This is a genomic window from Loktanella sp. SALINAS62 (assembly GCF_018263905.1).
In the GTDB taxonomy this organism is placed as follows: domain Bacteria; phylum Pseudomonadota; class Alphaproteobacteria; order Rhodobacterales; family Rhodobacteraceae; genus Loktanella.
On record NZ_JAAFZU010000001.1, the window covers coordinates 207,576 to 233,617 of the forward strand.

23 protein-coding genes and 2 riboswitches are annotated in these 26,042 nt (G+C 60.9%); of the genes, 6 read left to right on the plus strand and 17 right to left on the minus strand.

What is annotated here, in order from left to right:
* Positions 1-32: 32 nt before the first annotated feature.
* Both GZH79_RS01015 and GZH79_RS01020 read right to left on the minus strand, forming a co-directional pair.
* The gene (locus GZH79_RS01015) at positions 33-800 is read right to left on the minus strand and encodes a CDP-alcohol phosphatidyltransferase family protein (protein WP_211641281.1); all 768 of its coding nucleotides are present in this window, start codon (positions 798-800) and stop codon (positions 33-35) included.
* On the minus strand, positions 797-1,945 hold the full coding sequence (locus tag GZH79_RS01020; protein WP_349291144.1) for an aminotransferase class V-fold PLP-dependent enzyme: 1,149 nt from the start codon (positions 1,943-1,945) through the stop codon (positions 797-799). Before GZH79_RS01020 ends, GZH79_RS01015 begins: the two co-directional genes overlap by 4 nt.
* Positions 1,946-2,474: 529 nt before the next feature.
* Here GZH79_RS01020 and GZH79_RS01025 point away from each other — a divergent pair.
* Complete coding sequence (locus GZH79_RS01025) at positions 2,475-2,915, plus strand: BLUF domain-containing protein (RefSeq protein WP_211641283.1); 441 nt, start codon at positions 2,475-2,477, stop codon at positions 2,913-2,915.
* A gap of 128 nt (positions 2,916-3,043) precedes the next feature.
* On the opposite strand, the gene GZH79_RS01030 is transcribed toward GZH79_RS01025, so the two are convergent.
* The 9 genes from GZH79_RS01030 to arsB form a co-directional block, all read right to left on the minus strand.
* Positions 3,044-3,211 carry a hypothetical protein gene (locus GZH79_RS01030; protein WP_211641284.1) on the minus strand — a complete coding sequence of 56 codons (168 nt, stop codon included), beginning with the start codon at positions 3,209-3,211 and terminating at the stop codon, positions 3,044-3,046.
* Positions 3,208-3,657 carry a hypothetical protein gene (locus GZH79_RS01035; protein WP_211641285.1) on the minus strand — a complete coding sequence of 150 codons (450 nt, stop codon included), beginning with the start codon at positions 3,655-3,657 and terminating at the stop codon, positions 3,208-3,210. Before GZH79_RS01035 ends, GZH79_RS01030 begins: the two co-directional genes overlap by 4 nt.
* Positions 3,644-4,891 (minus strand): agmatinase family protein, encoded by a 1,248-nt coding sequence (locus tag GZH79_RS01040; protein WP_211641286.1) that lies wholly within the window; start codon positions 4,889-4,891, stop codon positions 3,644-3,646. Before GZH79_RS01040 ends, GZH79_RS01035 begins: the two co-directional genes overlap by 14 nt.
* Entirely contained in the window at positions 4,872-5,639 is a 768-nt protein-coding gene (locus tag GZH79_RS01045) for an ABC transporter ATP-binding protein (protein ID WP_211641287.1), read from the minus strand. Before GZH79_RS01045 ends, GZH79_RS01040 begins: the two co-directional genes overlap by 20 nt.
* Complete coding sequence (locus GZH79_RS01050) at positions 5,636-6,448, minus strand: ABC transporter permease subunit (protein WP_211641288.1); 813 nt, start codon at positions 6,446-6,448, stop codon at positions 5,636-5,638. The genes GZH79_RS01045 and GZH79_RS01050 overlap by 4 nt, the downstream gene beginning before the upstream one ends.
* A 25-nt stretch (positions 6,449-6,473) precedes the next feature.
* On the minus strand, positions 6,474-7,520 hold the full coding sequence (locus tag GZH79_RS01055; RefSeq protein WP_249218907.1) for a putative urea ABC transporter substrate-binding protein: 1,047 nt from the start codon (positions 7,518-7,520) through the stop codon (positions 6,474-6,476).
* Positions 7,521-7,599: 79 nt separating this feature from the next.
* Positions 7,600-7,702, minus strand: a riboswitch (guanidine-I (ykkC/yxkD leader).
* Between the two features lie 208 nt (positions 7,703-7,910).
* Positions 7,911-8,960 carry a permease gene (locus tag GZH79_RS01060; protein WP_211641289.1) on the minus strand — a complete coding sequence of 350 codons (1,050 nt, stop codon included), beginning with the start codon at positions 8,958-8,960 and terminating at the stop codon, positions 7,911-7,913.
* A 56-nt stretch (positions 8,961-9,016) separates the two neighbouring features.
* Positions 9,017-9,334 (minus strand): metalloregulator ArsR/SmtB family transcription factor, encoded by a 318-nt coding sequence (locus tag GZH79_RS01065; RefSeq protein WP_211641290.1) that lies wholly within the window; start codon positions 9,332-9,334, stop codon positions 9,017-9,019.
* Positions 9,335-9,378: 44 nt separating this feature from the next.
* The gene (arsB, locus tag GZH79_RS01070) at positions 9,379-10,392 is read right to left on the minus strand and encodes an ACR3 family arsenite efflux transporter (RefSeq protein ID WP_211641291.1); all 1,014 of its coding nucleotides are present in this window, start codon (positions 10,390-10,392) and stop codon (positions 9,379-9,381) included.
* 505 nt (positions 10,393-10,897) lie between these two features.
* Here arsB and GZH79_RS01075 point away from each other — a divergent pair.
* Positions 10,898-12,283, plus strand: coding sequence for a TrkH family potassium uptake protein (locus GZH79_RS01075; RefSeq protein ID WP_249218908.1), 1,386 nt, complete (start codon positions 10,898-10,900; stop codon positions 12,281-12,283).
* A gap of 15 nt (positions 12,284-12,298) precedes the next feature.
* Here the strand turns inward: GZH79_RS01075 and smc are convergent, their stop codons facing one another.
* A complete protein-coding gene (smc, locus tag GZH79_RS01080) occupies positions 12,299-15,754 on the minus strand; it encodes a chromosome segregation protein SMC (protein WP_211641292.1) in 3,456 nt (1,151 codons plus the stop codon).
* A gap of 191 nt (positions 15,755-15,945) precedes the next feature.
* Positions 15,946-16,168, plus strand: a riboswitch (cobalamin riboswitch).
* A gap of 35 nt (positions 16,169-16,203) precedes the next feature.
* Here smc and GZH79_RS01085 point away from each other — a divergent pair.
* From GZH79_RS01085 to GZH79_RS01095, 3 genes are all read left to right on the plus strand, one after another.
* Entirely contained in the window at positions 16,204-16,875 is a 672-nt protein-coding gene (locus GZH79_RS01085; protein WP_211641293.1) for an energy-coupling factor ABC transporter permease, read from the plus strand.
* A 79-nt stretch (positions 16,876-16,954) separates the two neighbouring features.
* Positions 16,955-18,019, plus strand: a complete 1,065-nt coding sequence (gene cobW / locus GZH79_RS01090) for a cobalamin biosynthesis protein CobW (RefSeq protein ID WP_211641294.1) — start codon at positions 16,955-16,957, stop codon at positions 18,017-18,019.
* Positions 18,016-18,468, plus strand: a complete 453-nt coding sequence (locus GZH79_RS01095; protein ID WP_211641295.1) for a GNAT family N-acetyltransferase — start codon at positions 18,016-18,018, stop codon at positions 18,466-18,468. Before cobW ends, GZH79_RS01095 begins: the two co-directional genes overlap by 4 nt.
* Positions 18,469-18,470: 2 nt before the next feature.
* On the opposite strand, the gene GZH79_RS01100 is transcribed toward GZH79_RS01095, so the two are convergent.
* A complete protein-coding gene (locus tag GZH79_RS01100; protein WP_211641586.1) occupies positions 18,471-18,755 on the minus strand; it encodes a hypothetical protein in 285 nt (94 codons plus the stop codon).
* Between the two features lie 65 nt (positions 18,756-18,820).
* On the opposite strand from GZH79_RS01100, the gene cobN reads away from it, so the two are divergent.
* Positions 18,821-22,525 carry a cobaltochelatase subunit CobN gene (cobN, locus tag GZH79_RS01105; protein WP_211641296.1) on the plus strand — a complete coding sequence of 1,235 codons (3,705 nt, stop codon included), beginning with the start codon at positions 18,821-18,823 and terminating at the stop codon, positions 22,523-22,525.
* Between the two features lie 179 nt (positions 22,526-22,704).
* Here the strand turns inward: cobN and GZH79_RS01110 are convergent, their stop codons facing one another.
* Genes GZH79_RS01110 through GZH79_RS01125 form a run of 4 tightly spaced genes read right to left on the minus strand, consistent with a single transcriptional unit; the run spans position 22,705 to position 25,948 of the window.
* Positions 22,705-23,601, minus strand: coding sequence for a helix-turn-helix transcriptional regulator (locus GZH79_RS01110; protein WP_249218909.1), 897 nt, complete (start codon positions 23,599-23,601; stop codon positions 22,705-22,707).
* Positions 23,602-23,653: 52 nt separating this feature from the next.
* Positions 23,654-24,472, minus strand: coding sequence for a substrate-binding domain-containing protein (locus GZH79_RS01115; protein ID WP_211641298.1), 819 nt, complete (start codon positions 24,470-24,472; stop codon positions 23,654-23,656).
* A gap of 20 nt (positions 24,473-24,492) precedes the next feature.
* Complete coding sequence (locus GZH79_RS01120) at positions 24,493-25,248, minus strand: ATP-binding cassette domain-containing protein (protein WP_211641299.1); 756 nt, start codon at positions 25,246-25,248, stop codon at positions 24,493-24,495.
* On the minus strand, positions 25,241-25,948 hold the full coding sequence (locus GZH79_RS01125; RefSeq protein ID WP_211641300.1) for an ABC transporter permease: 708 nt from the start codon (positions 25,946-25,948) through the stop codon (positions 25,241-25,243). The genes GZH79_RS01120 and GZH79_RS01125 overlap by 8 nt, the downstream gene beginning before the upstream one ends.
* Between the last annotated feature and the right edge of the window lie 94 nt (positions 25,949-26,042).

Genomic DNA, 26,042 nt, shown 5'->3' on the forward strand with positions numbered 1-26,042 from the left:
CTTTATCCTGACGTCATGAGCGGTGGAATCGATTATTTGTGAAACAATTGTTTGTGGTGGGCGTCGATATTCGTGCCGCGCTGCCAAGCCCTGTACGTGCCCCAAAACACCTGGCTTGCTGCGAATATCCACAGCATCGGGGTCAGTTGGTCAAAGATCAGTGCCGCCGACAGCATGAAGATGAAAACACCTTCGTCAAAAGCAAGTATCTTGCGTTGTTCCCTGAATAACCAGCGGATATTGGCAGCGAAGCCAAAGCCCAGCCCGGCTGCAGCTTCATCCCGTTTCATGGCAGCCATCCGTGCGGGATACCCCGGATCAATCGCGGTTTCGATTTCCAGCGCGATATATTTTACATAGCCGCGCAGCGCATAGAAAGCGATGCCGATCAGGGCCAGAAAGACGGGCACGACGCTGAGCGATTGCGCATAGGCTGCATAGCTTGCGGCCCCGAACCAAAGCGTCACCTGCACCTGATCCGTCAATCTGTCATAGTAGCTGCCAATGGGTGACGACACTTTGCGAAAGCGGGCCATCTGACCATCCATGCAATCAAGGATGTGGCTGACGTGAATCAGAATGGCTGCGGCGAAAAACCAGCCAAAGCCACCGACCAGAATGCAAAGTGACGCAATAATAGCGACCACGAATGACGCAGCCGTAATGCGGTTCGGTGTGATGGCTGAAATATCAACGGCCCACAGGTTTCCCGCGATCCCAAGGGGCGCCGTCACGAAAGAGGACCACCATTCGTCATCCTTGGTTTTCGTGGCCCAAAGCCGGGTCATCTTATCCGTCATGATCTGACCTTTGCCAAAGTCAGCTTTGCCACGGCTGGCAATGTCGCGGGTGCGGTCTTTGATCTGATCGGCGCAATCCCATCAGCCGCCGTGGCCTGCAGTTCCAGCAAAACGTTTCTTAGCGTGCCAAGAAAGAATTCGACGTCCTGTTCGGACAACGCACCGATATTGCCGACCTGAAAGACTTTTCCAGCAAAGCAGCCCTTGCCTTCGTAGATGATGATGGATTTTTCGCGCAGCTTGTCGCGCAAATCCCCGACCTTGATCGCGGGCGGCACCTTGACGGTCGTCAGGACCGCGCACATGTCCGCCTTGTCCAAGACGAATTCCAGATTCAGTTTCCGCATACCTAACCGAAGCTGGTCCGCCCGCGCTTGAATCCGTCCGAAATGGCTTGTGACACCTTCTGAAAGAAGGTTGATCAGCGCCTGTTCAAAAGCAAAGAACAGCGGCACGGCGGGGGTGTTGGGCGTCTGGCAATGCGTTTTGAGAAAACGATAGAATGTCGCAAGGTTTAGATACGTCGTCTTGGCCGCATGCCGTTTCAGTTTCTTGAATTGACTCTTGCGCCCGATGACGAATGAAAGGCCGGGATAAGACCCAATCGCCTTGGAACTTGAACTGGAACAGAACGCAATATTGCTGCCTTCCATATCGACGACTTCCGCGCCGACGGAACTGACACCGTCGACGACAAAGATTGCACCGTGGGATTTTGCCAGCGCACCAATGGCGGCAAGCGGGTTTAACATCCCCGAACAGGTTTCGTGATGAACCATAGCGACGACATCAATGTCGTTGACTGCAAGATAGGCCGCTATCTGATCCGGATCGAACGGGGTCCCCCACGGCTGTTGCAACAGATGCGTGCGCGCGTTGTGGATCAGCGATGTCTTATGCAGACGCTCTCCAAATTCGCCATTTGACAGGATCAGGATGGCACCGTTCCCAACGACTGACGACAACATCGACTCGTTCGCGGCAGTGCCTGAACCGGTGATGACGACAGCCCGGTAACGCTTTCGTTTTTTGATATCGAACAGTGTCAGCAGCTTTTGCTCGATGCTCGTTAACAGAACATCGAAATCAGGTTCGCGGTGGCATATGTCCTGCTTGCAAACCGCATCGCGAAGCGAAGCAGCCACATTGACAGGACCGGGCGTGAATAGCAGGTATTTGTCCAAAACAAGTTCAATCTTCTTCGGCTTCACGCCCTTGGACACAAAGCCGCGGCGCCCATGATATCTCCACGTGCGAGGAACGCGCATGAACATCGAGAGGGCACAAATCGATTTCGAAATCACGACCAGAACAGGTGCCGTGGAACAGGTCGTCCGGAAATGAAACGCAGGCAGATCTAAACCGGACGTCGCTACAGTCGCCGTGTGGAATAAACCAGCATCGCGCGATGATCACCAGCTTGCCGTCGGCCGCAGAAAATGAATTAAAATGTTTTGGTAGATCGGCAAGGCACGACGCGCGCCGGTTGCGGTCAATTCTGACCCCAGCTGACAGTGCCTATAGTGCAAGACTGGCGATAGCAAGCATCTTGTGCTGCGGCAGTCGGCCAGCGAAAGATTCAAAACCGCCGTGGTGTCTTGTTGCGCGGCAACCAATCTTGGCTAAGCTAGGCTGTCGACGATCCAATTGCGGTTCGACCCAGCCCGGAACCGCATGGCGCCAAAAGGAGAGACAATCATCACCGATTTGACCCAACTGATTTATGCGTCCCAGCCCTTTGGGTATGACGCAATATTGCTCAGCGACATTTTGAACGATGCGCGGGCGTGCAACCTGCGCGATGACATTACCGGCGCACTTGTCTGCCGACACGACATATACCTGCAATTGCTCGAAGGCCCGACTGAACAGGTGACCGCCGCCTACACACGCATCTGCCGCGATGACCGCCACGTCGCGGTCCACAAGTTGGTGAGCAGACAGGTCACAAGCCGCATGTTCGGAAACTGGGCAATGCTGCACGATCCGGCAAAGTCATTGATATGGACAAAGGATCAAATTGACGACGGCATTCTTGACCGCATTCCGCCGTCAGAGATTATCGGTATGTTCGAAAGCGTTTCGAGAAACGCAGGACCGGAACACGCCACCTGAACGATGCGGGTAACGGCGCACCGTCAGACCGGGGTTGCTGTATCCCCGGTCGACGGGTGTAGTCAGCAGTCCTGTCACGCCCGCAGCTTATCGCCATCATGTGACGTCATTTTGCGCCAAAACGCCCGTCAGCCGGGGCGTCGGCGGACATATGCAAGCGCCATTGCGCACCCCAGCACCGCAACGCCTGCAATCAACGAAACGGGCGAATCTGCGTGGATCGGTGTGTCCCCATGGGCCAACGCCGGGCTGGCGGCGGCAGCAGCGATAACTGTCAGTGTCAAAACGTATTTCATGCGTGATCCTTTCGGGATGCGGAATGATTTTGCAGAAAACTGCGCAGGTCGGTGACGTGTTTGGCGTCAAGCGAGACATAGACAAGGCCCATGTTTGTGCGTTCCATCACCATCGGACCGGGATAGGGCAGATAAGACAATTCGCGTGACCCAAAGGACGGCGACGCGGTGCCAACTTGCCATTCGGTCGTCAGCTTTACGTCAACCAGCTTCATCGTCGGCCCCCCTGAAGGGGCCGGAACTTCCAGCGGCACGCCGGCGATGCGCAGATAAGACATCTTGTCCTTGGCCGCGATGAAACCGTCGATGAACTGCGTCGTCAGAACGTGAAGCTCGGCTGCCTCGTCGGCCTCTTGCAGATGGGAATGTAAATGGTCCGCCGGGTTGTGGCTGTGATTATCGCCAGGATGGTGGTGATGATGATCGGGGGCATTATCGTGAGGCATTGGACCACCGCTTTCCTTCGAATTCGCCGTGCGGAATGACGACCGGCTTGTCCATATGCCGCTTGTGCGCGCCCATCTTGCCGGATGCGACCAGCGATCCCAGCACATCCACGATCACACGGGTTCCCATCAGGGCGGTGATTTCCGATTGGTCATAGGGTGGTGCGACCTCGACCAGTTCCATACCGCAGATGCCTTCGGCTGCGACCTTGGACACCAGACCCAAGGCTTCGCGCGGCAGAAATCCACCGGGTTCCGGCCAGCCAGTGCCGGGAACAAAACCGCAGTCGATACTGTCGATGTCAAACGACAGATAGACCATGTCGACACCGTCCCACGCCATTTCCAGCGCCATTTCAGCCGTGCGGTCGATGCCCATCTTTTCCATGTCGCCCATCGTGATGATGTTGGTTTCACGTTCGCGCGCGACCTTCACCGCGTCACGCGGCACCTGCCAGCCGCCAATGCCGATCTGCACGAGGTTCTTGGCCGACACGTTTGGCATGTTCGTGGCGTGGAACCACGGGGTCGTGTGCATCCGTTCATCCAGATCTTTTTCCTGAATGTCGGCGTGGCGGTCAAAATGAATGATGCCGATCTTTTTTGACGTGCATTCCGCGATGCCGCGCAGGCAGGGATAGCCGATGGAATGGTCGCCCCCGATCATGATCGGCAGCGAGCCGGAAGACGCGACATGACTGACCGCACGGCTGATCTGATCAAAGGATTTTTCGATATTGGCCGGGATCGTGAACACGTCACCCGCGTCGCACAGCGTCATCTGTTCGCGCAGATCGACCGCCATTTCATAATTGTAGGGCGTGTAAAGCGCGCTGATCTTGCGCACACCTTGCGGGCCGAACCGGGTGCCCGCGCGGTATGTCGTGCCACCGTCGAACGGAATCCCCAGCACGGTGGCGTCATAGTCGCCAACCTCTGTCACGTCTTCGGCATAGGGTGCTTTGAGAAAGGTGTTGATGCCCGCGTAATGCGGTAGCTCCCCCCGCGCAAAGGTCGGGATCGATTTGTCCTCGATGCTGTCGGCGCCGGTCAGGCCCATGCGCAGTGCCCATTTCTTTTCCTGCGCCCAGCCTGAACCGGGGATGTCTGCCTCTTCCTGCATGGCTTTCCAGCCGCGCAACTGGCTTAGGTCCGGATGGTGGTGGCGGCGGGCGTCATGGCCCATGTCGCCCGGATGGTGCGACCGGGTCCGGTCACGCGGTATGGTAAACATGGATATCCTCCTTGAGGGTCTGGAAAGGGATGCCGCCGGTGCAGGCGTCAAAATCATAGGTTATGGTGGCCCCGTGCAGGTTCGGGTCCTGCGGGTCCCAACGGACCTTGTCGAAAACCAGCACGCGATCACCCAGCTTGAACGCTTCGCCCAGATCGTGCGTGACCATGAAAACGGTCATCTGCGTTTGTGTGCGAAGTTCGGTCAGAAAATCATGCATCTGGACGCGCGTGCCGGGATCAAGCGCGCCAAAGGGTTCGTCCAGCAGCAACACCTTGGGTCGCGCCACCAGTGCCTGCCCGATGGCAAGCCGCTGCTGCATACCGCCTGACAGCGTCGCAGGGTATTGATCCGCCACGTGGTCAAGCCCAATCCGGGCGAGTGTTTCGTCAGCACGGGCCAGCGCGTCGCGCCGTTCTGCACCCCAGAACCGCCCCCAACCGCGCCGGAAACTTTCACCCGCCAATATGTTTTCGCGCACGGTCAAATGCGGAAAGACGGAATAGCGTTGAAAAACGATCCCCCGGTCCAGCCCCGGTTCGCGCGCGGGGGCGGCACCGTTGATGCGGATTTCGCCCCGCGTGGGTGTTTCCTGCGCCAACAGGAGCCGCAAGAAGGTCGACTTGCCGCAGCCGGACGCCCCGACGATGGAAATGAACTCACCTTCTGCCACGGTGACATTGACCCGTTCAATGATCGGTCGGCGGCCATAGCTTTGAAACAGGTTCTCGACGGTCACAAAGCTCATAGGCCCGCCTCTGCCCATGGGAACGCCTTGCGCGACAGGGTGCGCAGGCCCCAGTCCATGACAAAGGCAAGCAGCGTGATCCAGATGACGTAGGTCAGGATCACGTCCATCGCGAGGTAGCGCCGCACCAGAAAGATGCGGTAGCCAAGGCCCGCATCCGCCGCAATCGCTTCTGCCGCGATCAGAAACAGCCACGCGGGCCCCAGCGACAGGCGAACCGCCTGGATCAAGCGCGGCATCATCTGCGGCAGCACGACACGGATCGCGATTACCCAGGTCGACGCCCCAAGTGTCTGGGCTTTGACAACCAGTTCCTGCGGCACTTCCAGCACGCGCTGTGACAGATCCCGGATCAGAAACGGCAGTGTGCCGATCACAATCAGCACGACCTTTGACAACTCGCCCAGCCCGAACACGATGAACAGGATCGGCAACAGCGCCAGCGGCGGGATCATCGACACGACAGCCACGAATTGCGCCAGTAGCGCACGCGCGACCGGAATCAGGCCAATCAACAGCCCAAAGATCAGGCCAATGGTCGCGGAAATTCCAACACCCAGAAGCAGCCGTTGCAAGCTGGCCCATGTATCCTGCCAGAACAGGATATCGCCGCTGCGGCGATCCGGTTCCGACAGCAGCTGCCCCGCCGTCGTCAGCACCGTGCCAGGTGCCGGCAACAACCTGTCTGCCGGGTTCGCCGTCAGCCGGATGTCGGACGCCACGGCATAGACGATCAGCGCAGCAATAAACGGCAGCAACGCCAGTGTGACAACAGCCGGTCGACCGAGTCTGATATTGATGATCCGCATTTGCGCGGCTCCGGAACCGGCTAGATCATAGTGCCCCGTCGGCGGCCATTTGCATGTAGGTCACATCGTAACGAAACATGATGTTGTCCGCGTCGCCGCTTGTGCTGCCGTCCGGATAGGCCACGCCGACGAAATCAGCCGACGGTGCGCCCGTGCCCAAAATTCCCTTATCAAACAGGAATTTAGCCACGCTGGTCATTGTGCCGGGCAAGGCCGCGTCGGATGTAAATGCGACCGCGTCGGCGGGATCATAAAACATCTGTGTCGCGTCCAGTTGCGATTGATAGCCTGCAAGATCGGTTCCGGATGCCTCTGCCATCGCGGTCAGGGCGTCTTCGTCGCCCGCGGCCATCAGCGCCATGACTTCATACCAGGCCCCCGCAACGGCCTTGCCGAAATCGGGGTTGTCAGCCAGCGTTTGCGTGTTCACGACCATCAGATCGATAATTTCCCCCGGAATGTCGGCGCTGTCGAACAATTTGTTCGCAGCAGGGTCTTCCATGATGGTCGATACCAGCGGGTTCCATGTCACGACTGCCTGCACATCGTCGGTGGCAAACGCCGCGACCATGTCGGCATCGGACGTATTCACGACCCCGCCCAGATCGGATTCCGACAGGTCGACCGTATCCAGCGCACGCGCCAGAAGGTAGTGCGACACCGAAAGTTCCACCAGGTTGACGGGCATCCCTGCAAGCGTGGTCAGATCGCCTTCGCCCTTCAGGATGACAGCGTCATTCCCGTTGGAATAATCACCGACAATCAATGCCGTCGTATCAACGCCACTGCCCGCCGGGATCGACAAAGTATCCATGTTGGTCGCTGAAACACCATCGAACTGCCCTGCGGTGTATTGGTTGATGGATTCAACATAATCGTTGATCTGCGTGATCTCGACGGTGATGCCGTATTTTTCGGCCCATTTATCCATGATCCCGCTGTCAGACAGATACCCCCACGGCATCCAGCCCGCATAAATCGACCATGCGAGTTTGAAATCAGTCTTGGACTCCGCGTTGACACCGGTGGCAAGGCATAGGGCCAGGGCAGTTGTGGTGATCAGCTTTTTCATGTCGGTCTCCATCAAATTTGCATTCATGGTTTGACCGCATGGACGTGGGATGCGGCGCGCGGATCAAACCGGCGCAGTAGCCTCCCGGGATTTTCCCCCGCCGTGTATCACCCCGGTATGTGCCGGGGTGACGATATCTCTCGGACCAGACCCGTGTCGGCGGAACCCTAGATATCCTGCAGGGCCATCCTCGAAAGCGCCTTGTCGGTTCGTCAAGCCTGCCATCGGATCGCGCGGACCGCCGCGCGTCCTGGCCGCAAAACTGGCGACTATTTCAGCAATTTCGCGCATCATGGCGCAATATTAGTCGCCTGCTGTACGCCTGTGCGCAATATTCATAGGCTAGGGTTTGCGATTCTTGGGGGAATTGCAATTTCCGCAGAAGCCGTCTTAGGCAACACGCCAGAACTGGAACAAAAGTCCCGCCAAAAACGCCCCGCTGAGGGAAAGACCGATGTACAGCGCAAAAACCTGCGGACGCGCAAGCGCCCAGACCGCCATCGCCGCAGGGATTGACGTCACACCGCCCGCCACAAGGAAAGCCATGCCTGCACCCGGCGCCATCCCTTGTTCCATCAATCCGCCCACCAGCGGCAAAGCGGCGTAGCCGTTAAGATAGGCTGGCACGCCGACCATTGTCGCCATGATGATCGGGACAATCCCTTCTCCGCCCAGAACCGATGTCACGGTTTCAGCCGGAATCCACGCCAACATCAGGCTTTCCAGAACAAAGGCGAGTGTCAGCCACTTGGCCAGAAAAAGACCGGTTTTCGTGGCCTCGCGTCCGAATTTTGCGCGCCTGTCGGGTTCGATCCAGAATCGCCAGACAACAGGCTTGGGTGTGCGGATCTTGGCGCCGCCACAGCCGCCGTTGCCGATCCCGTCGCGCAGCGGATCGGCCAGCGCACCGCGCCGCGCAAGCAGGTGGACGACGACACCGCCAAAGATGCCAAGACCGATGGCGGCAAGGGTTTTGGCCAGCGCAAATTCAAGATCCAGCATCCCAGCCGTCAGGACGAACATCGAGGGGTCCATGATGGGCGAAGCCAGCCAGAACGCCATCACCGCCGAAAGCGGAACGCCCATCGCCAGCAGCGCGGCAATCAGCGGAATGACCCCGCAAGAGCAGAATGGCGACAGCGCGCCCGCAAACGCACCGAGTGCGATCATCAAAGCTGGCGCGCCGGTAAACGCCTTTGCAATCAGATTGTCGGCACCTGTCGCAGTAGCCCATGACGCAATGCCGATAGACAAAAGCAGGTAAGGCGCCGTCCGCAGCAGCGCACTGACCGCGAATAATGTGCTGTCGCTCGCCTGCGCCGGATCGAACACTGCAAGACCTGCCAGGATCAAGACAGAGACGATCCAGACCCGCTGGTCTTTCCACAGATGCGACACGGCCGAACGTGACGCGGGGGGCAAAAGTGTTGTGTTTGTCATAACTAAATCTCCGGTTTTTCAGTTGTTTTGGAAAAATAAAAAACAGGTTCCCGATATCACGCTGCATCCTCTGACGATTGCAGGGCGACACCAGAACAGCATTCCGATGTCAGAAAATTCAACACGTGATGCATTGCAGGATAGTCTACCCGGTTGAACACCTCACGGCCCTGCTTTTCCTGTTTCACAAGGCCTGCATCAACCAATGTCGACAGATGATGCGCAAGCGTGGATGGCGCAAGGCCAAGATGGTCGGTGATGTCGCTGACGCGCAGCCCGTCATCACCCGCCTTGACCAGCAGGCGAAAGATCGAAAGTCGCGCGTCATGGCCAAGGGCAGCAAGCGCGCGGGCGGTGGGACTGGTGATACTCATAACCCAAACATAACTACATTTCTAGTTTTGTCGAGTCGTTTTGTTCAGCTATCGACAAAACCTGCGCGGGTCCTGTTGGCGAACGCGACAAGCGACAACATCACAGGCACCTCGACCAGCACGCCCACCACCGTGGCAAGTGCCGCGCCGGAATTCAGGCCGAACAGGCTGATCGCAACGGCAACGGCCAATTCGAAAAAGTTCGACGTTCCGATCAACGCGCAGGGTGCCGCAATTTTGTGGGGAACCCGCATGACGTAGGCAGCGCCATAGGCCAAAGCAAAGATGCCATATGACTGGATCAAGATCGGCAAAGCGATCAGCACGATGACCTGCGGCCTGTCGATGATGACTTTGCCCTGCAGGCCGAAAAGGATCACAACGGTGGCGATCAGACCCACCATGCCCCAAGATTTTATCCTGTTGCGAAACGCATCGATCCGTTCCGCAGTGCCAAGGCGACGCCGTGTCAACAGCCCGGCAGCAAGCGGCAGCGCGACATACAGCATGACCGACAAAAGAAGTGTTTCCCATGGGACGGCAATGTCAGTGACACCCAGCAGAAATGCCACAATGGGCGCAAAGGCGAATACCATCACCACATCGTTCACCGAGACCTGCAAAAGAGTGTAACTTTCATCGCCACGCGCCAGTTGTGACCACACAAAGACCATCGCGGTGCACGGGGCGGCCCCCAGCAGGATCAGGCCCGCGATATACTGCTGTGCGTCCTGCGGAGAAATGAGATCGGCAAAGATCACCTCGAAAAACAGCACCCCAAGTGCGGCCATGGTAAAGGGTTTGATCAGCCAATTGACGATCAGCGTGATCGCAAGCCCCTTGGGCTGTTTGACCGCGTCGCGCAAACTGCCCGGATCGACGCCCACCATCATCGGATAGACCATTGCCCAGATCAGGATAGCGACAACTAGGTTGACGTTCGCCACCTCTGCTGCCGCGACCGCGTCGATCAGCGACGGTGCTGCATTGCCAACCAAGATCCCCGTCACCATCGCCAGCGCGACCCAGACAGTCAGATATCGTTCAAAAATGCTCATGCGGGCACCCTCATCGGATGTTCTGGGCTGACACGTGGAAAACCATCGCGGCCGTCTGGTCGGTTGGAAAAGCCAAGGCTGCCCCCCTTACGCCGCTGGCCTGCGTCCGCCATGTCATAAAAACCTATGTTTTCAGTCACTTTTGCAATCCCTTTCAGGACAATGATCAAAATGAATGCAACGCTACGTCAACGGCAAAAACACTGCCACAAATCAAAGCGCAATGGTCAGCATGACCCGTGTTTGCTGCCGTAATGCGGGCAATGGAACGGCATCAAAACGTGGTGGGTCCACAAGAACCCCAAACAAAACAGGACAGGCGTATTTTCCAACACAATGGTGACGCGCGACCGCGCTCATAGTAAGGTTGCGGTTGGGTTCGCGTGGATAAGGCAACATTTTGAAGAATATTGATCGCTCTGCGCCGCGCGGACACATCCAAACCATCGACATTCGCCCAGTGGCAAGAATAGTGGGCCTGGCCCTTTTGCCGATGGGCGCGCTGATGTTGCCTTCGGCAATCCTTGACGCGGTTTACGGTGGTCAAGACTGGCAGGTGTTTTTCACGGCAAGCTTTCTGACGATTACCCTTGGCATGCTTGTATTTCTTGCAACGCGCAGCGAGGACGTTCGCGGTCTAAGTATACGACAGGCCTTTCTTTTGACGACTGCGCTGTGGGTCTTTCTGCCCTTGGCGGGGGCTGTTCCGTTTATGTTGGGCGTTCCGCAGGCATCATTTATCGACGCCTATTTCGAAGCCGTATCCGGCATGACGACCACAGGGTCCACGGTGTTCGTCGGCTTGGACGATATGCCAGAAGGCGTTTTGCTCTGGCGTGGCATTCTGCAGTGGCTGGGCGGGCTGGGAATTGTCATTGTCGCATTGATCTTCCTGCCGGTCATGAAAGTCGGCGGCATGCAGTTTTTTCGCGCTGAAGGGTTCGACACGCTTGGGAAGGTGTTGCCGAGGGCGCTGGATATCTCGAAACGGCTTTTGCAAATATACGCGGTTCTGACGATTGCATGCGTGATCGCATACCGTGTGTTCGGGATGACATGGCTAGAGGCCATCGTGCATGCACTTACGACTGTCTCGACGGGCGGCTTTTCGACGTCAGATTCGTCGTTCGTATTATTTTCCGGTCCGCTGGAATACGTTTCCGTCGTTTTCATGATCCTCGCCAGCCTGCCGTTCATTCGCTACGTGCAAATCGTGGCAGGCGATGCGCGGCCCTTGTTTTCAGACGTTCAGGCACAGGCCTACATCCGATGGATATTTTATGCGGTCGGCTTGATCGTCGCCTTTCGGATCTACGATGGCAGAGATGACTTCTGGACCATTTTACGCGAAACCACGTTCAACGTCGTCACGCTGTTCTCGGGCACCGGTTATGGCAGTGCTGACGTGTTCGGCTGGGGCGCGTTTCCGTTTGCAATCATCCTGATCGTCGGCCTGATCGGTGGCTGCACGGCGTCAACCGGCTGCTCGATAAAGATATTCAGATGGCTCATCGTGATCGAGGCCATCAAAAGTCAGGTCAGGTCGATCAACCATCCCCACGGCGTCTTTCGGCCCAAAATTCAGGGGCAGGATGTGACCGGGGACGTGCTGAATTCGGTGATCGCTTTCCTTGTGCTCTTTTTTCTTAGCTTTGGCGCGCTTTGTATTCTTTTGTCATGGTGCGGCCTGCCATTTCTGACGTCCCTGACGGCCGCATGGACAGCCATCGCGAATGTCGGCCCCGCGTGGGGTCAGCCAGTTGGGCCGACCGGTGCCATGGATGCATTCCCAACGTCGGCAAAGTGGTTGATGATCGTCGGAATGATCATCGGCAGGCTGGAACTACTATCCGTCTTTGTGCTGCTCGCACCGCGGTTCTGGCGCGACTGACACGAACCAAGGCCGTCAGGCGACCATCTGTTCGGCCTTTTTCAGATCGACCGACACCAGCTGGCTGACCCCCTGTTCACCCATCGTCACACCGAACAGGCGGTCCATGCGGGACATGGTGACGGCGTGGTGGGTAATGATCAGGAACCTTGTGTCGGTGCGGCGGGTCATTTCGTCCAGCAGGTCGCAGAACCGCGTCACGTTGGCATCGTCCAGCGGTGCATCGACCTCGTCCAGCACGCAGATCGGCGCGGGGTTGGCCAGAAACACCGCAAAGATCAGCGCCATCGCCGTCAGCGTCTGTTCGCCCCCCGACAACAGGCTAAGGGTCGACAGCTTCTTGCCGGGCGGCTGGCACATGATTTCCAGCCCGGCGTCCAGCGGATCGTCGCTTTCCACCAGCACCAGACGCGCCTCACCCCCGCCGAACAGATGGACAAACAAGGTGCCAAAGCTTTCGTTGACCTGTTCAAAAGCGGTCAGCAGGCGTTCACGGCCTTCACGGTTCAGGCTGGCGATCCCACTGCGCAACGCGGCGATTGCGTCTTCCAGATCGCGCTTTTCCGCGACCAGCGTGTCGTGTTCCGATTGCACCGCGCGGCTGTCCTCTTCGGCCCGCAGGTTGACCGCGCCCAGCGCGTCACGCTGGCGTTTGTGGGCGGCGACATCGGTTTCGATCCGGGCCGCATCGGGGATTGTGTCGGGGTCCACGACCAGCGCATCCAGCAGGGCAGCGGGCGTGACATCGCGGGCGTCACGGATCTGGATGACGATGGCATCCACGGTTTCCTGTGCGGCATCCTTGCGCGCCTCTGCCGTCGCCCGCGCTTCGCGCGCATCGGACGCAGTGCGTTCGGCGTCACGTTCGGCGCGGGTCGCGTCCCGCGCGGCGGCATCGCCCAACGACAAGGCCGCGCGCGCCGCCGTCTGCCGCTTTTCCGCATCCACGATCTGTTCCGACAACGCCGCACGCTGTGCCCCAATGGTTTTGGGTGCATCCTGTGCGGTGGCCAAATCCGTCTCTGCCCCGGCCTTGCGCGATTGCAATTCGTCCAGCCGCCCGGCCGCGTTGCCCAGACGCGTGCGCCAGCCTGTCAGGTCTTTGGCGATGGCGCGTTGCCGCGCCGCGCGGGCGTCACCCGCGCTGCGCACCTCGTCGGCGGCGGCACGGCGGGTCATCAGCGTCATGCGCGCGGCTTCGACGGTGACGCGCAGATCGTCGACCACGGCGCGCGCGGCGGACGGATCGTCCAGCCCGGCCACAGCCGCCTGCGCCTGCCGCAGCTCTGCCCGTGCGGCGGTCGCATCATCGGCGTGGCGCTTTTGTGCAAGCGCCGATGCGTCGCGCTTGCTTTGCGCCAGATCGCGGTCCGCTTCGGCCCGCGATGCAGCCCGGCGCGCATCGGTGACCTGCGCATCGGCAGCGCGGCGTGCGTCGCGGGCGTGGCGGTCGGCGTCGGTCAGATCCTTGAGCCGGGTGGCCAGCTTTTCATGCGCCGCACGCGCATCGGCGGCGGTCGTTTCGGCGCGGTCCAGATCGCCGCGCAGCGCTGCCAGACGGTTAACCTGTTCCAGCCGCAGCGCCGCAGTCGATGGCGCATCCGCAGCCCCCACGCGCAAACCGTCCCAGCGCCACAGATCGCCCTGAACCGACACCAGCCGCTGACCGGGCCGCAAATCGGCCTGCAATCGGGCACCCTCGGCGGCATCGACAAGACCGACCTGCGCCAGACGGCGGTTCAACTCTGGCGCGCCCTGCACCACCTGCGCCAAGGGGCGCGCATTGGCAGGCAACGCCTGCACATCATCGTAGGGGTCCAGCCTGACCCAGCCGGTCGCCGCATCGCCGGTGACCAAAGGCGCTTTCAGATCGTCGGATAATGCTGCACCCAGCGCGCGTTCAAACCCTGCAACGACCGTCAGCGCATCCAACAGGGCCGTCGTATCGCCGCGGTCACGGTCAACAAGCCGCGCCAAGGCCGCGACTTCGGCACGCAGGGCGGCGGCTTCGCCTTCGGCGGCGGAACGGGCCGCGCGGGCATCGGATTCGCTGACTTGCGTTTTCGCGCGGGCGGCTTCGGCCATCACCAGCGTTTCTTCGGCCCGGCGGGCAGTGTCGCTGGCGGTTTCTTCGGCCTTGCGTGCTGCATCGGATGTGCGGGCAAGGTCGGCCAGCGTTGCCGTCGCAGTGGCGACTGTATCCTTTGCCTGCTGTTCAAGGCTTTCGGCCTGTGCCAACCGTTTCATGCAGTCTTCGGCCAGCCGTTGCGCAGATTGGTGACGGGCGGCCAGACGGGCGGCGTCTTCGGTCGCTTGGCCCAGTTCGGCCTCTCGCGTGCCCAGCACCGCTGCGGCCTGTGCGGCATCGGACTGCGCCTGCGCCAGCGCATCGTCATGCCCGGCCCCTGCCGCGTCCAGTTCGGCCTGTTCGGCTTCTAGTGCGGCGACGCTGTCGCCTGCATCGGCGTTCAGCTGCACCTCGCGTGCGATATCGCGGGACAGTTGCGCGATGCGGGCGGTCAGCGCCTCGATCGCCTTGACCGCCTGTCGGTCCGCGTCATCCAACCGGTCCTGTTCGATCAGCAGGCGCTGGGTCAATGCACCGGCAATCGCGTCCTCTTCGCGCAGTGCGGGCAGCGCATCGTCGGCGGCGGCGCGCGCCTTTGCCGCCAGCGTTGCAGCGGTTTCGGCGCGAACCGCCTGCGTGGTCCGGTCGCGCAACGCATCGCGGGCGGTGGCCAATGCGGCGTCCGCGTCTTTCCAACGACGATACAGCAACAGACCTTCGGACTGGCGCAATGCCGTGCCGATTTCGCGGTACCGCGCCGCCTGCCGCGCCTGCCGTGCCAGGGTGCCAAGCTGGGATGCCAGTTGCGCAATCACGTCATCGACACGGGCCAGATTGGATTCAGCGCCCTTCAGTTTCAACTCTGCCTCGTGTCGGCGCTGATACAGGCCAGAGATTCCGGCCGCTTCTTCCAGAATACGGCGGCGCGATTTCGGTTTGGCATTGATCAGTTCACTGATCTGCCCCTGCCGGACCAAGGCGGGCGAATGTGCCCCGGTGGACGCGTCCGCAAACAGCATCTGAACGTCGCGGGCGCGCACGTCTTTTGTCCCGACCTTATAGGCTGATCCGGCGTCGCGGGTGATCCGCCGGGTGATATCAAGCGAATCGCTGTCATTGAACGCAGCCGGGGCCAGTCGTTCACCGTTATCGATCTGCAGAACGACTTCGGCAAAGTTGCGGGCGGGGCGTGTCGCAGTGCCGGCAAAGATCACGTCTTCCATGCCACCGCCGCGCATGGCGCTGGCGCGGTTTTCGCCCATGACCCAGCGCAACGCTTCAAGAAGATTGGATTTTCCGCAGCCATTCGGCCCGACAACGCCGGTCAGCCCGTCCGCGATCACCAGATCGGTCGGGTCCACAAAGCTTTTGAAGCCGTTCAGACGCAGTCTGGTAAAACGCATCGCGCGATTGATTCCCGGTGTTTGATGCACAGAATGACGGTTTCGCGCGGGACGAGTCAACGCAAACCACCTTATCTGGCGGGCTATCAGCAGTTATCCACAAGATATGGCGCAACATCTGCCGACAGCCACAGGTCGCATTTGCATGGCATTGCGCCGTGTGGCGCCCTTGACGCGGGACGCGTGGCAGGCGCACAACGGACGGGCAAGGTTCCCCATACAGGTGCAAAGCACCGGGGAGTAAACTGGGAATGCGGAACGGGCCGATCCGGACAGGAGGCCCCAAACCGCAGCCGCCCCCGCGACTGTATGCGGAGAGCGCGCCGTCACGATGCCACTGGGGTCAGCTCCGGGAAGGCGACGGCACGCATCGACCCGCAAGCCAGGAGACCGGCCCTGCACAAAATGGAATCCACCCGCCGGGGATGGCGGGCAATGGGAGAAGACATATGCATATCGAACCGGGCGTCGTCACGGGCGCCAAACTGGCGCTTGGCACATTTACCGCGGCAGGCGCCGCCACTGTCAGCGCCAAACTGGTCTGGGAAAGCCTTGTGCAGCGCGGGGCCGCGTCCCTGATCGCTCGCAGCGCCATCGCCACCGCCGCCACTGTCATCTTTTTCGAAGTGTTGCCGCACGTCGCCGTCGGCCCGTCAGAGGTGCACCTGATTCTGGGGTCCACGCTGTTGCTGATGCTGGGCACCGCACCCGCCGCCGTCGGTCTGGCACTGGGCCTGCTGTTGCAGGGCCTGTTGATGTCGCCGTTCGATCTGCCGCAATATGGCATGAACGTCACCACGCTGCTGGTGCCGCTGCTGCTGTTGCACGCCGTCACCTCGCGCGTTGTTGCCAAAGGCACGGCCTACATCGATCTGACCTATACGCAGGCACTGAAGCTTTCGACGACCTATCAGGCCGGGATCGTGGCTTGGGTCGCGTTCTGGGTCATGTGGGGCGAAGGCACCAGCATGACGACGCTGGCATCGCTGGGCACCTTTGGCGTCGCATACATGACCGTGGTCCTGCTGGAACCGCTGGTCGATCTGGCCGTGCTGGCCGGTGCAAAGCGTCTGGCCGCCAAGGACACACCGCTGCTGGATCGCCGCGTTTACGCAGCCTGATCCACATCCCACCCTTTGAATACCCTCGGGCCGGAGTCAGAAGACTCCGGCCCGCATCCCTATGGACAAGAGGTTTCCCATGGCCACCAAAATACCCGCAACCGTCGTCACAGGCTTTCTGGGCGCGGGCAAGACCACGCTGATCCGCCACATGCTGCAAAACGCCAACGGCAAACGGATCGCGCTGATCATCAATGAATTCGGTGATCTGGGCGTCGATGGCGACATCCTGAAAGGCTGCGATCAGGACGCCTGCGCGCAGGACGACGTGGTGGAACTGTCGAACGGCTGCATCTGCTGCACCGTGGCCGACGATTTCATTCCCTCGATGGAAAAGCTGCTGGCGCGCGATCCTGCCCCCGATCATATCGTGATCGAAACATCGGGGCTGGCACTGCCGCAACCGCTGGTGCGGGCGTTCAACTGGCCCGGACTGGCGAACCGCGTCACCGTGGACAGCGTCGTGACGGTGGTGGACGGCGTCGCCGTGGACGAAGGCCGCTTTGCCCACAACGTCGAAGCCGTCGATGCCCAGCGCCGCGCCGATGAAGGTCTGGACCACGAAACGCCACTGTCCGAACTGTTTGAAGACCAGATCGCCTGCGCCGACATGATCGTCATCAACAAAACGGATCTGATGCAGCCGGAGGCCGCCGCAAAGCTGGCCGAACGCCTGAAAGCCGACGCGCGCAAAGGCGTGCAGGTGGTGCGTGCGACGATGGGCGCGCTGCCTGTCGATGTGCTGCTGGGTCAGGGCATCGGTGCCGAAAGCGATCTGGACGCCCGCCACGAAGTGCATCATCACCATCATGACCACGACGATGACGACGATCACCATGACCACGCACACGATCATGGTCACGACGAGTTCGAATCCTTCATCATCGACCGACCCGAAATTGCGGATGCCGATGCCTTTGCCGCACAATTGACCGATGTGATCCGCAAGCATGATATCCTGCGTCTCAAGGGGTTCACTTCTGTCGCGGGTAAGCCGATGCGCCTGACGGTGCAGGCCGTTGGACCCCGCGTCGATCATTACTTCGATCAACCGCTGGGTCAGACCCCGCGCGGTGCCCGTCTGGTCGTGATCGGAGAGGCGGGTCTGGATCGTCAGGCCATCACGCAGGCGCTGTCGGCATGACCCTAAAGGTGGCCCCCGCCGATCCGCGCAGCCCCGACGCGCGCCGTCTGCTGGGGGCAAGCCATGCCTATCTGCTGTCCAAATACCCGCCAGAGGCCAGTTTTGCCTTGTCCGTGGATGAACTGGCCGCGCCGCATATCCGTTTCCTGCTGGTCCATGACGACAGCGGTGCCATCGGATGCGGCGCCCTTGCAAACAAGGGCACCTACGGAGAGCTTAAGTCGATGTTCGTGGACCCCGCCGCGCGTGGGTCAGGTGCCGGTGGCGCCATCGTTGCCGCATTGATTTCCGCCGCGCGCGAGCAGGGTTTGCCCATGCTGAAACTGGAAACCGGTGACGACCTGTATCCCGCCCACAGGCTTTACGCCCGCAACGGTTTCACCCCCTGCGGTCCCTTCGGTGATTACGCCAAAGGGCCGCATTCCATTTTCATGGAACGCGCCCTGTGACGTCATTTTTTTTTCGGATCATCGATCTGTTCCGGGCCCCGGATATTCTTGGTGCCCTGTTCGTCAATCGCGATCTTGTCCGACCCCTCGCTGGGCCGGTCCAAGGGCTGGCCTTCGATTTCGGCGGGCTTTTTGCCATCATCGGATGGCTTGCCCCCCGACGCGGCCTTCATCCGGGCCAAAAGCTCGGATTTGTCGGGCCGCTTGGCCCCCGGCCCCTGACCGCGTTCGTCATGGCGTGGGGTGTTTTTGCCCCGTTTCGGTGCGCCGGATTTAGCATAGTCCATCACGCGCTCCTTTGGTCTGCGGATCGTTCGGACATGTGGGCCAAACACACGAAAGGTCAACCCTGATGCATCTGCTTGCCGCCTCTGCCGGTGCGATTTCCGACGGCACCGAACCGGTTGATCTGGGACAGACCCCAGCGGATGTGGTGGTCATATCTGCCGCCGATACCGAACTGGCCGCCCTGTCAGAAGCCCGCGCGGCGATGGATGCCCCGCCGACCCTGCGGCTGGCCAGCCTGATGCACCTGCAACACCCGATGTCAGTTGATCTGCATCTGGACGCCTGCGCCACAAAATCGCGTCTGGTGATTGCCCGCGTGCTGGGGGGTGCGGGTTACTGGCGTTACGGCCTGACGCAATACGCAGCCCAGCTCAGGACTGCGGGCGTGCCGGTCGCGTTTCTGCCCGGCGACGACAAGGAAGACCCCGACCTGCGCGCATTGTCCACCGTGGCGGATGCAGATTACGACGCACTTTGGGCCTACCTTGTCGAAGGCGGGCCGCAGAACGCGGTGCGGTTCCTGTCATGCGCGCGTGCCATCGTCGACGACACGGACCGACCCGCCCCCGCCAGCCCACTGCTGCGGGCGGGCATCTACTGGCCGGGTGCGGGGGTCGCGGATCTGGCTGCCGCACAGGCGACATGGACCGATGACGCGCCCGTCGTGCCCATCGTGTTCTACCGCGCGCTGGTGCAGGGCGGTGGGCTGGCCCCGATCAACAGGCTGGTGCGGGCGCTGGCGCGGGCTGGAATGAACCCGCTCCCCGTCTTCGTGGCCTCGCTCAAGGACCCGCTGTCGGCGGCAACCCTCGCCGGGCTGTTCGACCGCGTGCCGCCGTCCGTGATCTTGAACGCCACGGCATTTGCCGTGGGATCGCCACATGATGGCGACGACAGCCCTGAAAATCCGCTGGCGGGCGACGCGCCGGTGTTTCAGGTCGTGCTGTCCGGTGGCACCGAATCCGCATGGCGCGACAGCCCGCAGGGCCTGTCCGCCCGTGACATCGCCATGAACGTTGCCCTGCCAGAGGTCGATGGCCGCATCCTGACCCGTGCCATCAGCTTCAAGGGAGAGGCGTTTTTCGACGCCGCCACCGAATGCCCCATCGCCACCTATCAGGCGCAGGGTGACAGGATCACTTGGGTCGCCGATCTGGTGGCGCATTGGGCGCGTCTGCAACGCACGGCCCCGGCGGATCGCAAGGTCGGCCTGATCCTAGCCAATTACCCCAACAAGGACGGCAGGCTGGCCAATGGCGTGGGTCTTGATACACCCGCCGCAACAGTCCACGCGCTGCAGCTGCTACGTGACGCCGGCTACACCACCACGCCGCCCGTCAGCGCGCAGGCGCTGATGGACCAGATGATGGCCGGCCCGACGAACTGGCTGACCGACCGCGCCGATACCGCAGGCGGTGCGTTCCTGCCACTTGATGTCTACCAACAGCATTTCGACGCGCTTGCGTGGGACGCGCGCGAACAGATCACGACGCGATGGGGCGCACCAAAGGACGACCCCTTCATCATCTTGCCCGAAACACTCCCGCCGGAGGCGCCGGACACGCCAGTGTCCGGCTTCAAGCTATCGATCCACAGCTTCGGCAACGTGGTCGTCGCCCTACAACCGGCGCGCGGCTACAATATCGACCCCACCGACACCTACCATTCCCCCGACCTTGTGCCGCCGCACAACTACCTCGCGTTCTATTTCTGGCTGCGGCATCACTGGGGCGCACATGCGCTGGTGCACATGGGCAAACATGGCAATCTCGAATGGCTGCCGGGCAAGGCGCTGGCCCTGTCCGACACCTGCTGGCCTGAAATCGCGCTGGGTCCGGTGCCGCACATCTATCCCTTCATCGTCAACGACCCCGGCGAAGGCACGCAGGCGAAACGCCGTGCGGCGGCGGTCATTGTCGATCACCTGACCCCGCCCCTGACCCGCGCTGAAAGCTACGGCCCGATGCGCGATCTTGAGGCACTCGTCGACGAATACTACGAAGCCGCAGGCCTTGATCCGCGCCGTCTGGATCACCTGCGCCGCGAAATTCTGTCCCTGTCCGACGTGACGGGCCTGTCGCAGGACGCAGGATTCAAGGGTGATGCCTACGGCGATCTGGGACGCCTCGACGCCTACCTGTGCGAACTGAAAGAGGCGCAGATCCGCGACGGCCTGCACATCTTCGGCCAAAGCCCCACAGGCCAGCAGGAAATCGATCTGTCCATCGCGCTCGCACGCGTGCCGCGCGGCGATGGCAAGGGCGAAAATGCGTCGCTCCTGCGCGCACTGGCGCTGGATTTCGGTCTGACCATCGACCCGCTGGATTGCGATCTGGCCGCCCCGGCCCCAGAAAAACCCACCACTCTGGGGGATCCGCAAGGCTGGCGCACCAATGGCGATACCGTAGAACGGCTTGAATTGCTGTCACAACAACTGTTGCGCGACCGGGCGGGCGACCTAGGCGTCAGCCTGACCGCCACTGCCCCCGTCCTTCACCAGATCGCCACCCGTATCCGCCCCGCCGTCGCCGCCTGCGGCCCGGATGAAGGCGCGGCCCTGCTGCGCGCGCTGGATGGCCGCGCGATCCCGCCGGGGCCGTCCGGTGCGCCCACGCGCGGGCGGCTGGATACCCTGCCAACAGGGCGCAATTTCTACAGCGTCGACAGCCGAGCCGTGCCGACCCCGACCGCCTGGGCGCTGGGCTGGAAATCCGCAAACCTGCTGATCGACACGCATTTGCAGACCCACGGGGACTGGCCCCGCACGATGCTGCTGACCGCCTGGGGCACCGCCAACATGCGCACCGGCGGCGACGATATCGCACAGGCGCTGGCGCTGATGGGCTGCAAACCGACGTGGGACGCCGCCAACCGCCGCGTTACCGGATTCACCGTCATCCCGTCGTCGGCCCTTGGGCGTCCGCGCGTCGATGTGACGTTGCGGATCTCGGGCTTCTTCCGTGACGCGTTTCCGCAGCTGATCGCGCTGGTGGACAGTGCCGCGCGCGCCGTTCAGGCGCTGGACGAACCCAAAGACATCAACCCCGCCGCCGCCCGCGCCCGCGCAGGTCAGGATGCCACCCGCGTCTTTGGTTCGAAACCCGGGGCATACGGTGCAGGATTGCAGGCGCTGATCGACGAACGCATCTGGTCCGACCGCAGCGATTTTGCCGAAGCCTATCTAACCTGGGGGTCTTATGCTTACGGCGCCGACGGTCAGGGCAACGCCGCCCGCCCCGCATTCGAACAGCGGCTGCGCCAGACCGAAGCCATCGTGCAAAATCAGGACAACCGGGAACACGACGTTCTGGACAGCGACGACTACTATCAATTCGAAGGCGGTGCCGCCGCCGCCGTCGCCACGCTTCAGGGTCAGGATCGCCCGATCTACCACAACGACCATTCGCGCCCCGAACGACCCGTCATCCGGACGTTGGAAGACGAAATCGGCCGCGTTGTCCGGTCCCGCGTGGTGAACCCCAAATGGATCGCCGGGGTAAAACGCCACGGGTATAAGGGCGCGTTTGAAATTGCGGCAACTGTCGATTACCTGTTTGCATTTGCCGCGACGACGGGCGCCGTGCGCAATCACCATTTCGATCTGGTCGAAGACGCAGTGTTGGCCGACGACGACACCCGCGAATTTATTGCAAATGTGAATGCCCCCGCGCTAAAGGAGATCGCCCAACGCCTGCAGGAAGCCATCGACCGGGGGCTGTGGTCACCCAAGTCGAATTCCGCCCGCGCACGGATTGCAGGACTGTTGTAGCAGCCCCGCGAGTTTTTAGCGGAATGGATGCCAGCGCACCGCGCACCGCTGCCTCGCATTGTTAAAAGACTGCAAACTGTTATCTTCTGCCACTCACAATAAGCGGCAACACGCAAACAATTTTGCAAAAGCCTCATGCCAGATCATCGTTGCGGGACTGACCCCACGGCGACAGGGGGTCAGGCGTTCCAGACGACGCGGGCAAGATCCGTTGTGTCGTAACCACGATATGCTGTCGCGCGATCCGCGAATGCGGGTGTGGCGCAAAACGTCAGAAGTGTCTGGAATGCGCTGTCGAACCACGCCTTGCGGTCGACCAGCAGGGCAAATTCCTCTTCGATGATCGGGGCAAATTCCAGACCATAGCTGACGGCCACCGCTTCCAATCCGAACGCTGCATCCGCATTGCCGCGCCGCACCTCTTCGACGGCGGCGTCTTCTGTCCGGGCGACGTCTGTGAACGTCAGGTCGGACAGGTCCAGCCCGTCCGCCGCGGCCAGTTCCCGGAACAGCGTATCGGCCCCGGATTCCGCCTGCCGCGGCACGACGCGCCGCCCTGCCAGATCGGACAGGCGCGCCAATGCAAGGTCACCGGACCGGTACACCAGACCGCGCCGGCGCTTTGCGAATGTGATCATGACTGCATTTTGGTCCGCAGCAACACGCGCGACTGCTGGCGTGTTCCATCGCTTTGATCGTGCGTCGTGGATGTGCAGACCCGCCAGCATGCCTTCGCCACGGACGAACCGATCCAACCCGTCCATGGACCCGTCATAAAACGTCGCCAGCCCACAGCGCGATTCACGGATGGCCCAGTCAAGCAATGGGTCGTGACTGCCAAGAACGATCGGTGGCCGGGCGACGGGAACAACAGCGTCCGGCACAGTGCCACCCGATTTCGACTGTGCGATCCATTTGCGAATTTCCGCAGCGGGAAACAACAGCTTTCCCGTCGCCTTGGAACAGGGCACCGCACCCGATGCGGCCAGATCATAGACCTTGCGTTCTTTCAGGCGCAGCAGGTCAGCCAGTTCCTTGACCGTCAGAAATTCATGGTCGGAAAGCTGTTGATCCATCATCGTGTTCCGTTCGATCTGTCAAGGCAGCGTTGCCGCGTCGATGGGCATATCAATTTTTGGCCGCATTTGGAAAGAACAACTGCTGATCGGCAACCGTGAATGCCGCGATGGCGTCCTGCCCTGCGTCCGACACCAGCCAATCCGCAAAGGTTCGGGCCGCATCGGCATTGACCGACGGGCATCGCGCCGGGCTGACCGGAATCACGCCGTACTGGTTCATCAGGGCTGTGTCGCCTTCGACCTGAATGTCGTGGGCTTGCTTGTTTTCAAAGCTGACCCATGTTGCGCGGTCCGTCATCACATAGGCGCCCATGCCGACCCCGGTATTCAGGGTCGCGCCCATGCCGGACCCGGTTTCACGATACCAGTCACCGCTGGCCGCTGTCGGATCGACACCTGTATTGCCCCACAATTGCATTTCCTTCTTGTGGGTACCGCTGTCGTCACCCCGCGATGCGAACAACGCACCTGTGGCCGCGATCCGGGCCAGCGCGCCCTGCACATCGGTCATGCCAACAACGCCTGCGGGGTCGTCAGCGGGGCCCACGATGACAAAATCGTTGTACATCAAATCTCGGCGTTCCGTGCCGTAACCTGCGGCGACAAACGCCTCTTCTGCGGGCTGTGCATGAACCAACAGCACGTCGCCGTCGCAATTTTCGGTGTTCGTGATCGCTTGGCCGGTGCCGACGGCCACGACATTGACCTGTATGCCGGTTTCGTCCTGAAAGATCGGCAACAGGTAATCATACAAGCCAGAATTTGCAGTCGATGTCGTGGACTGGACAATGATGGACTGGTCCTGCGCGATGGCGGCACCACCCATCATGATGGCGCAGGCGGTCATCGTGATCGTTTGGTTCAGCATGCATCTCTCCATGGGCTGGGTCAGACGACAATTCTGCCGTTCAGGTAATCCCGCGCCGCATCACTTTGCGGGGTCAGGAAGAACATGGCCGCCGGGGTGTGTTCAACGACACGACCCCGGTGCAGGAAAATGACATCATCGGCCATGCGCCGGGCCTGACCGATATCGTGGGTGACAAAGACGATCCGGACACCGCGGGCCTGTGCCTGTGCGACGATCCCTTCGATGGCCAGAACCGACGCGGGGTCCAGACTGGCGGTCGGTTCGTCCAGAAACAGCACCTCTGGTTCGGTCGCCAATGCGCGGGCCAGTGCAAGGCGCTGCGCCTCTCCGCCCGACAGCAGGCGTGCAGGTTGACTGGCCTTGTGCGACAGGCCGACGTGATCCAGCAGGCGGGCGCGTTCCGCCATGTCTTTGCCACGCGCTTTCAACACGAAATCCAGATTGGCGGCGACCGACCGGCGCAGCAGCACGGGTTTTTGAAACACCAAAGCTTGCCGCACTGTGGCTTGCGTCGCCGTATGGCCAGCCCAGTCGATATACCCAGACGTCGGTGGCATCAGGCCATGCAGCAATTTCAGCAACAGGCTTTTGCCCGCCCCGTTCGGACCCATGATCATGGTGCAGCCCGTCCGGCCCAGATCGAACGTCAGACCGTCCAGCATGGTCGCATCGTCGGTCCGCAACGTCAGATCGCGCACCGCTAGCGGCAGGATCGCGTGACTGGACGACCGGTCCGTCACCCGCAGGTCACCAAAGGGTAGGACATCAGACATAGGCATGCCGTGCCGCAGTCATCCGAACCGATTGCACGCAGGCGTTCACACCCAGGGCAATCACCAGCAAGATGATCCCCAGTGCAAGCGCCAATGGCAGATCACCCTTTGACGTTTCCAGCGCGATGGCTGTGGTCATCACGCGGGTCAAATGGTCGATGTTGCCGCCCACGATAATGACGGCACCCACCTCTGCGACGGCACGTCCGAAACCGGCCAACCCAACGGTCAGCAACGCATAACGCCCATCCCACAACAGGGCTTGCACCGTCTGCATCCGGGTCAGGCAAAGCGACCTGAATTGTTCGGCATATTCGGAATGAAGGTCTTCCAGCACTTGCCGCGACAGGGCCGCGATGATCGGTGTAATCAGAATGGTCTGCGCGATGATCATGGCAGTGGGCGTATACAGCAGGCCCAGAAAACCCAGCGGACCGGACCGCGACAACTGAAGATAGACCAAAAGCCCGACAACGACGGGCGGCAGTCCCATCAGGGCATTCATCACGATCAGCACGGCGCTGCGACCGCGGAAACGCGCAATCGCGACCAGCGCGCCGATGGGCAAACCAATCAGGCAGGCAATCGCCGTCGCCGTCAGACTGACGTGCAAGGACAGCCAAACGATTTCCAGCAGGTCCGCATCGCCGGACAGCACCAACGCAATCGCGAGTCCAATTGCCTCTGCCATGCTTTGCATTTCCCCCCGATACTGCAAAATCTCCGAACACCTGACTGGTATGCGGCTTGATATGCGCAGCACAAGATCGCTTTTACACCAAACAAACATAGTT

Coding starts and splice junctions, on each gene's coding strand:
- GZH79_RS01015 (WP_211641281.1), bottom strand. CDS start 800: ATGACGGATAAGATGACCCGGCTTTGGGCCACGAAAACCAAGGATGAC.
- GZH79_RS01025 (WP_211641283.1), top strand. CDS start 2,475: ATGGCGCCAAAAGGAGAGACAATCATCACCGATTTGACCCAACTGATT.
- GZH79_RS01030 (WP_211641284.1), bottom strand. CDS start 3,211: ATGAAATACGTTTTGACACTGACAGTTATCGCTGCTGCCGCCGCCAGC.
- GZH79_RS01035 (WP_211641285.1), bottom strand. CDS start 3,657: ATGCCTCACGATAATGCCCCCGATCATCATCACCACCATCCTGGCGAT.
- GZH79_RS01040 (WP_211641286.1), bottom strand. CDS start 4,891: ATGTTTACCATACCGCGTGACCGGACCCGGTCGCACCATCCGGGCGAC.
- GZH79_RS01045 (WP_211641287.1), bottom strand. CDS start 5,639: ATGAGCTTTGTGACCGTCGAGAACCTGTTTCAAAGCTATGGCCGCCGA.
- GZH79_RS01050 (WP_211641288.1), bottom strand. CDS start 6,448: ATGCGGATCATCAATATCAGACTCGGTCGACCGGCTGTTGTCACACTG.
- GZH79_RS01055 (WP_249218907.1), bottom strand. CDS start 7,520: ATGAAAAAGCTGATCACCACAACTGCCCTGGCCCTATGCCTTGCCACC.
- GZH79_RS01060 (WP_211641289.1), bottom strand. CDS start 8,960: ATGACAAACACAACACTTTTGCCCCCCGCGTCACGTTCGGCCGTGTCG.
- GZH79_RS01065 (WP_211641290.1), bottom strand. CDS start 9,334: ATGAGTATCACCAGTCCCACCGCCCGCGCGCTTGCTGCCCTTGGCCAT.
- arsB (WP_211641291.1), bottom strand. CDS start 10,392: ATGAGCATTTTTGAACGATATCTGACTGTCTGGGTCGCGCTGGCGATG.
- GZH79_RS01075 (WP_249218908.1), top strand. CDS start 10,898: ATGTTGCCTTCGGCAATCCTTGACGCGGTTTACGGTGGTCAAGACTGG.
- smc (WP_211641292.1), bottom strand. CDS start 15,754: ATGCGTTTTACCAGACTGCGTCTGAACGGCTTCAAAAGCTTTGTGGAC.
- GZH79_RS01085 (WP_211641293.1), top strand. CDS start 16,204: ATGCATATCGAACCGGGCGTCGTCACGGGCGCCAAACTGGCGCTTGGC.
- cobW (WP_211641294.1), top strand. CDS start 16,955: ATGGCCACCAAAATACCCGCAACCGTCGTCACAGGCTTTCTGGGCGCG.
- GZH79_RS01095 (WP_211641295.1), top strand. CDS start 18,016: ATGACCCTAAAGGTGGCCCCCGCCGATCCGCGCAGCCCCGACGCGCGC.
- GZH79_RS01100 (WP_211641586.1), bottom strand. CDS start 18,755: ATGGACTATGCTAAATCCGGCGCACCGAAACGGGGCAAAAACACCCCA.
- cobN (WP_211641296.1), top strand. CDS start 18,821: ATGCATCTGCTTGCCGCCTCTGCCGGTGCGATTTCCGACGGCACCGAA.
- GZH79_RS01110 (WP_249218909.1), bottom strand. CDS start 23,601: ATGGATCAACAGCTTTCCGACCATGAATTTCTGACGGTCAAGGAACTG.
- GZH79_RS01115 (WP_211641298.1), bottom strand. CDS start 24,472: ATGCTGAACCAAACGATCACGATGACCGCCTGCGCCATCATGATGGGT.
- GZH79_RS01120 (WP_211641299.1), bottom strand. CDS start 25,248: ATGTCTGATGTCCTACCCTTTGGTGACCTGCGGGTGACGGACCGGTCG.
- GZH79_RS01125 (WP_211641300.1), bottom strand. CDS start 25,948: ATGCAAAGCATGGCAGAGGCAATTGGACTCGCGATTGCGTTGGTGCTG.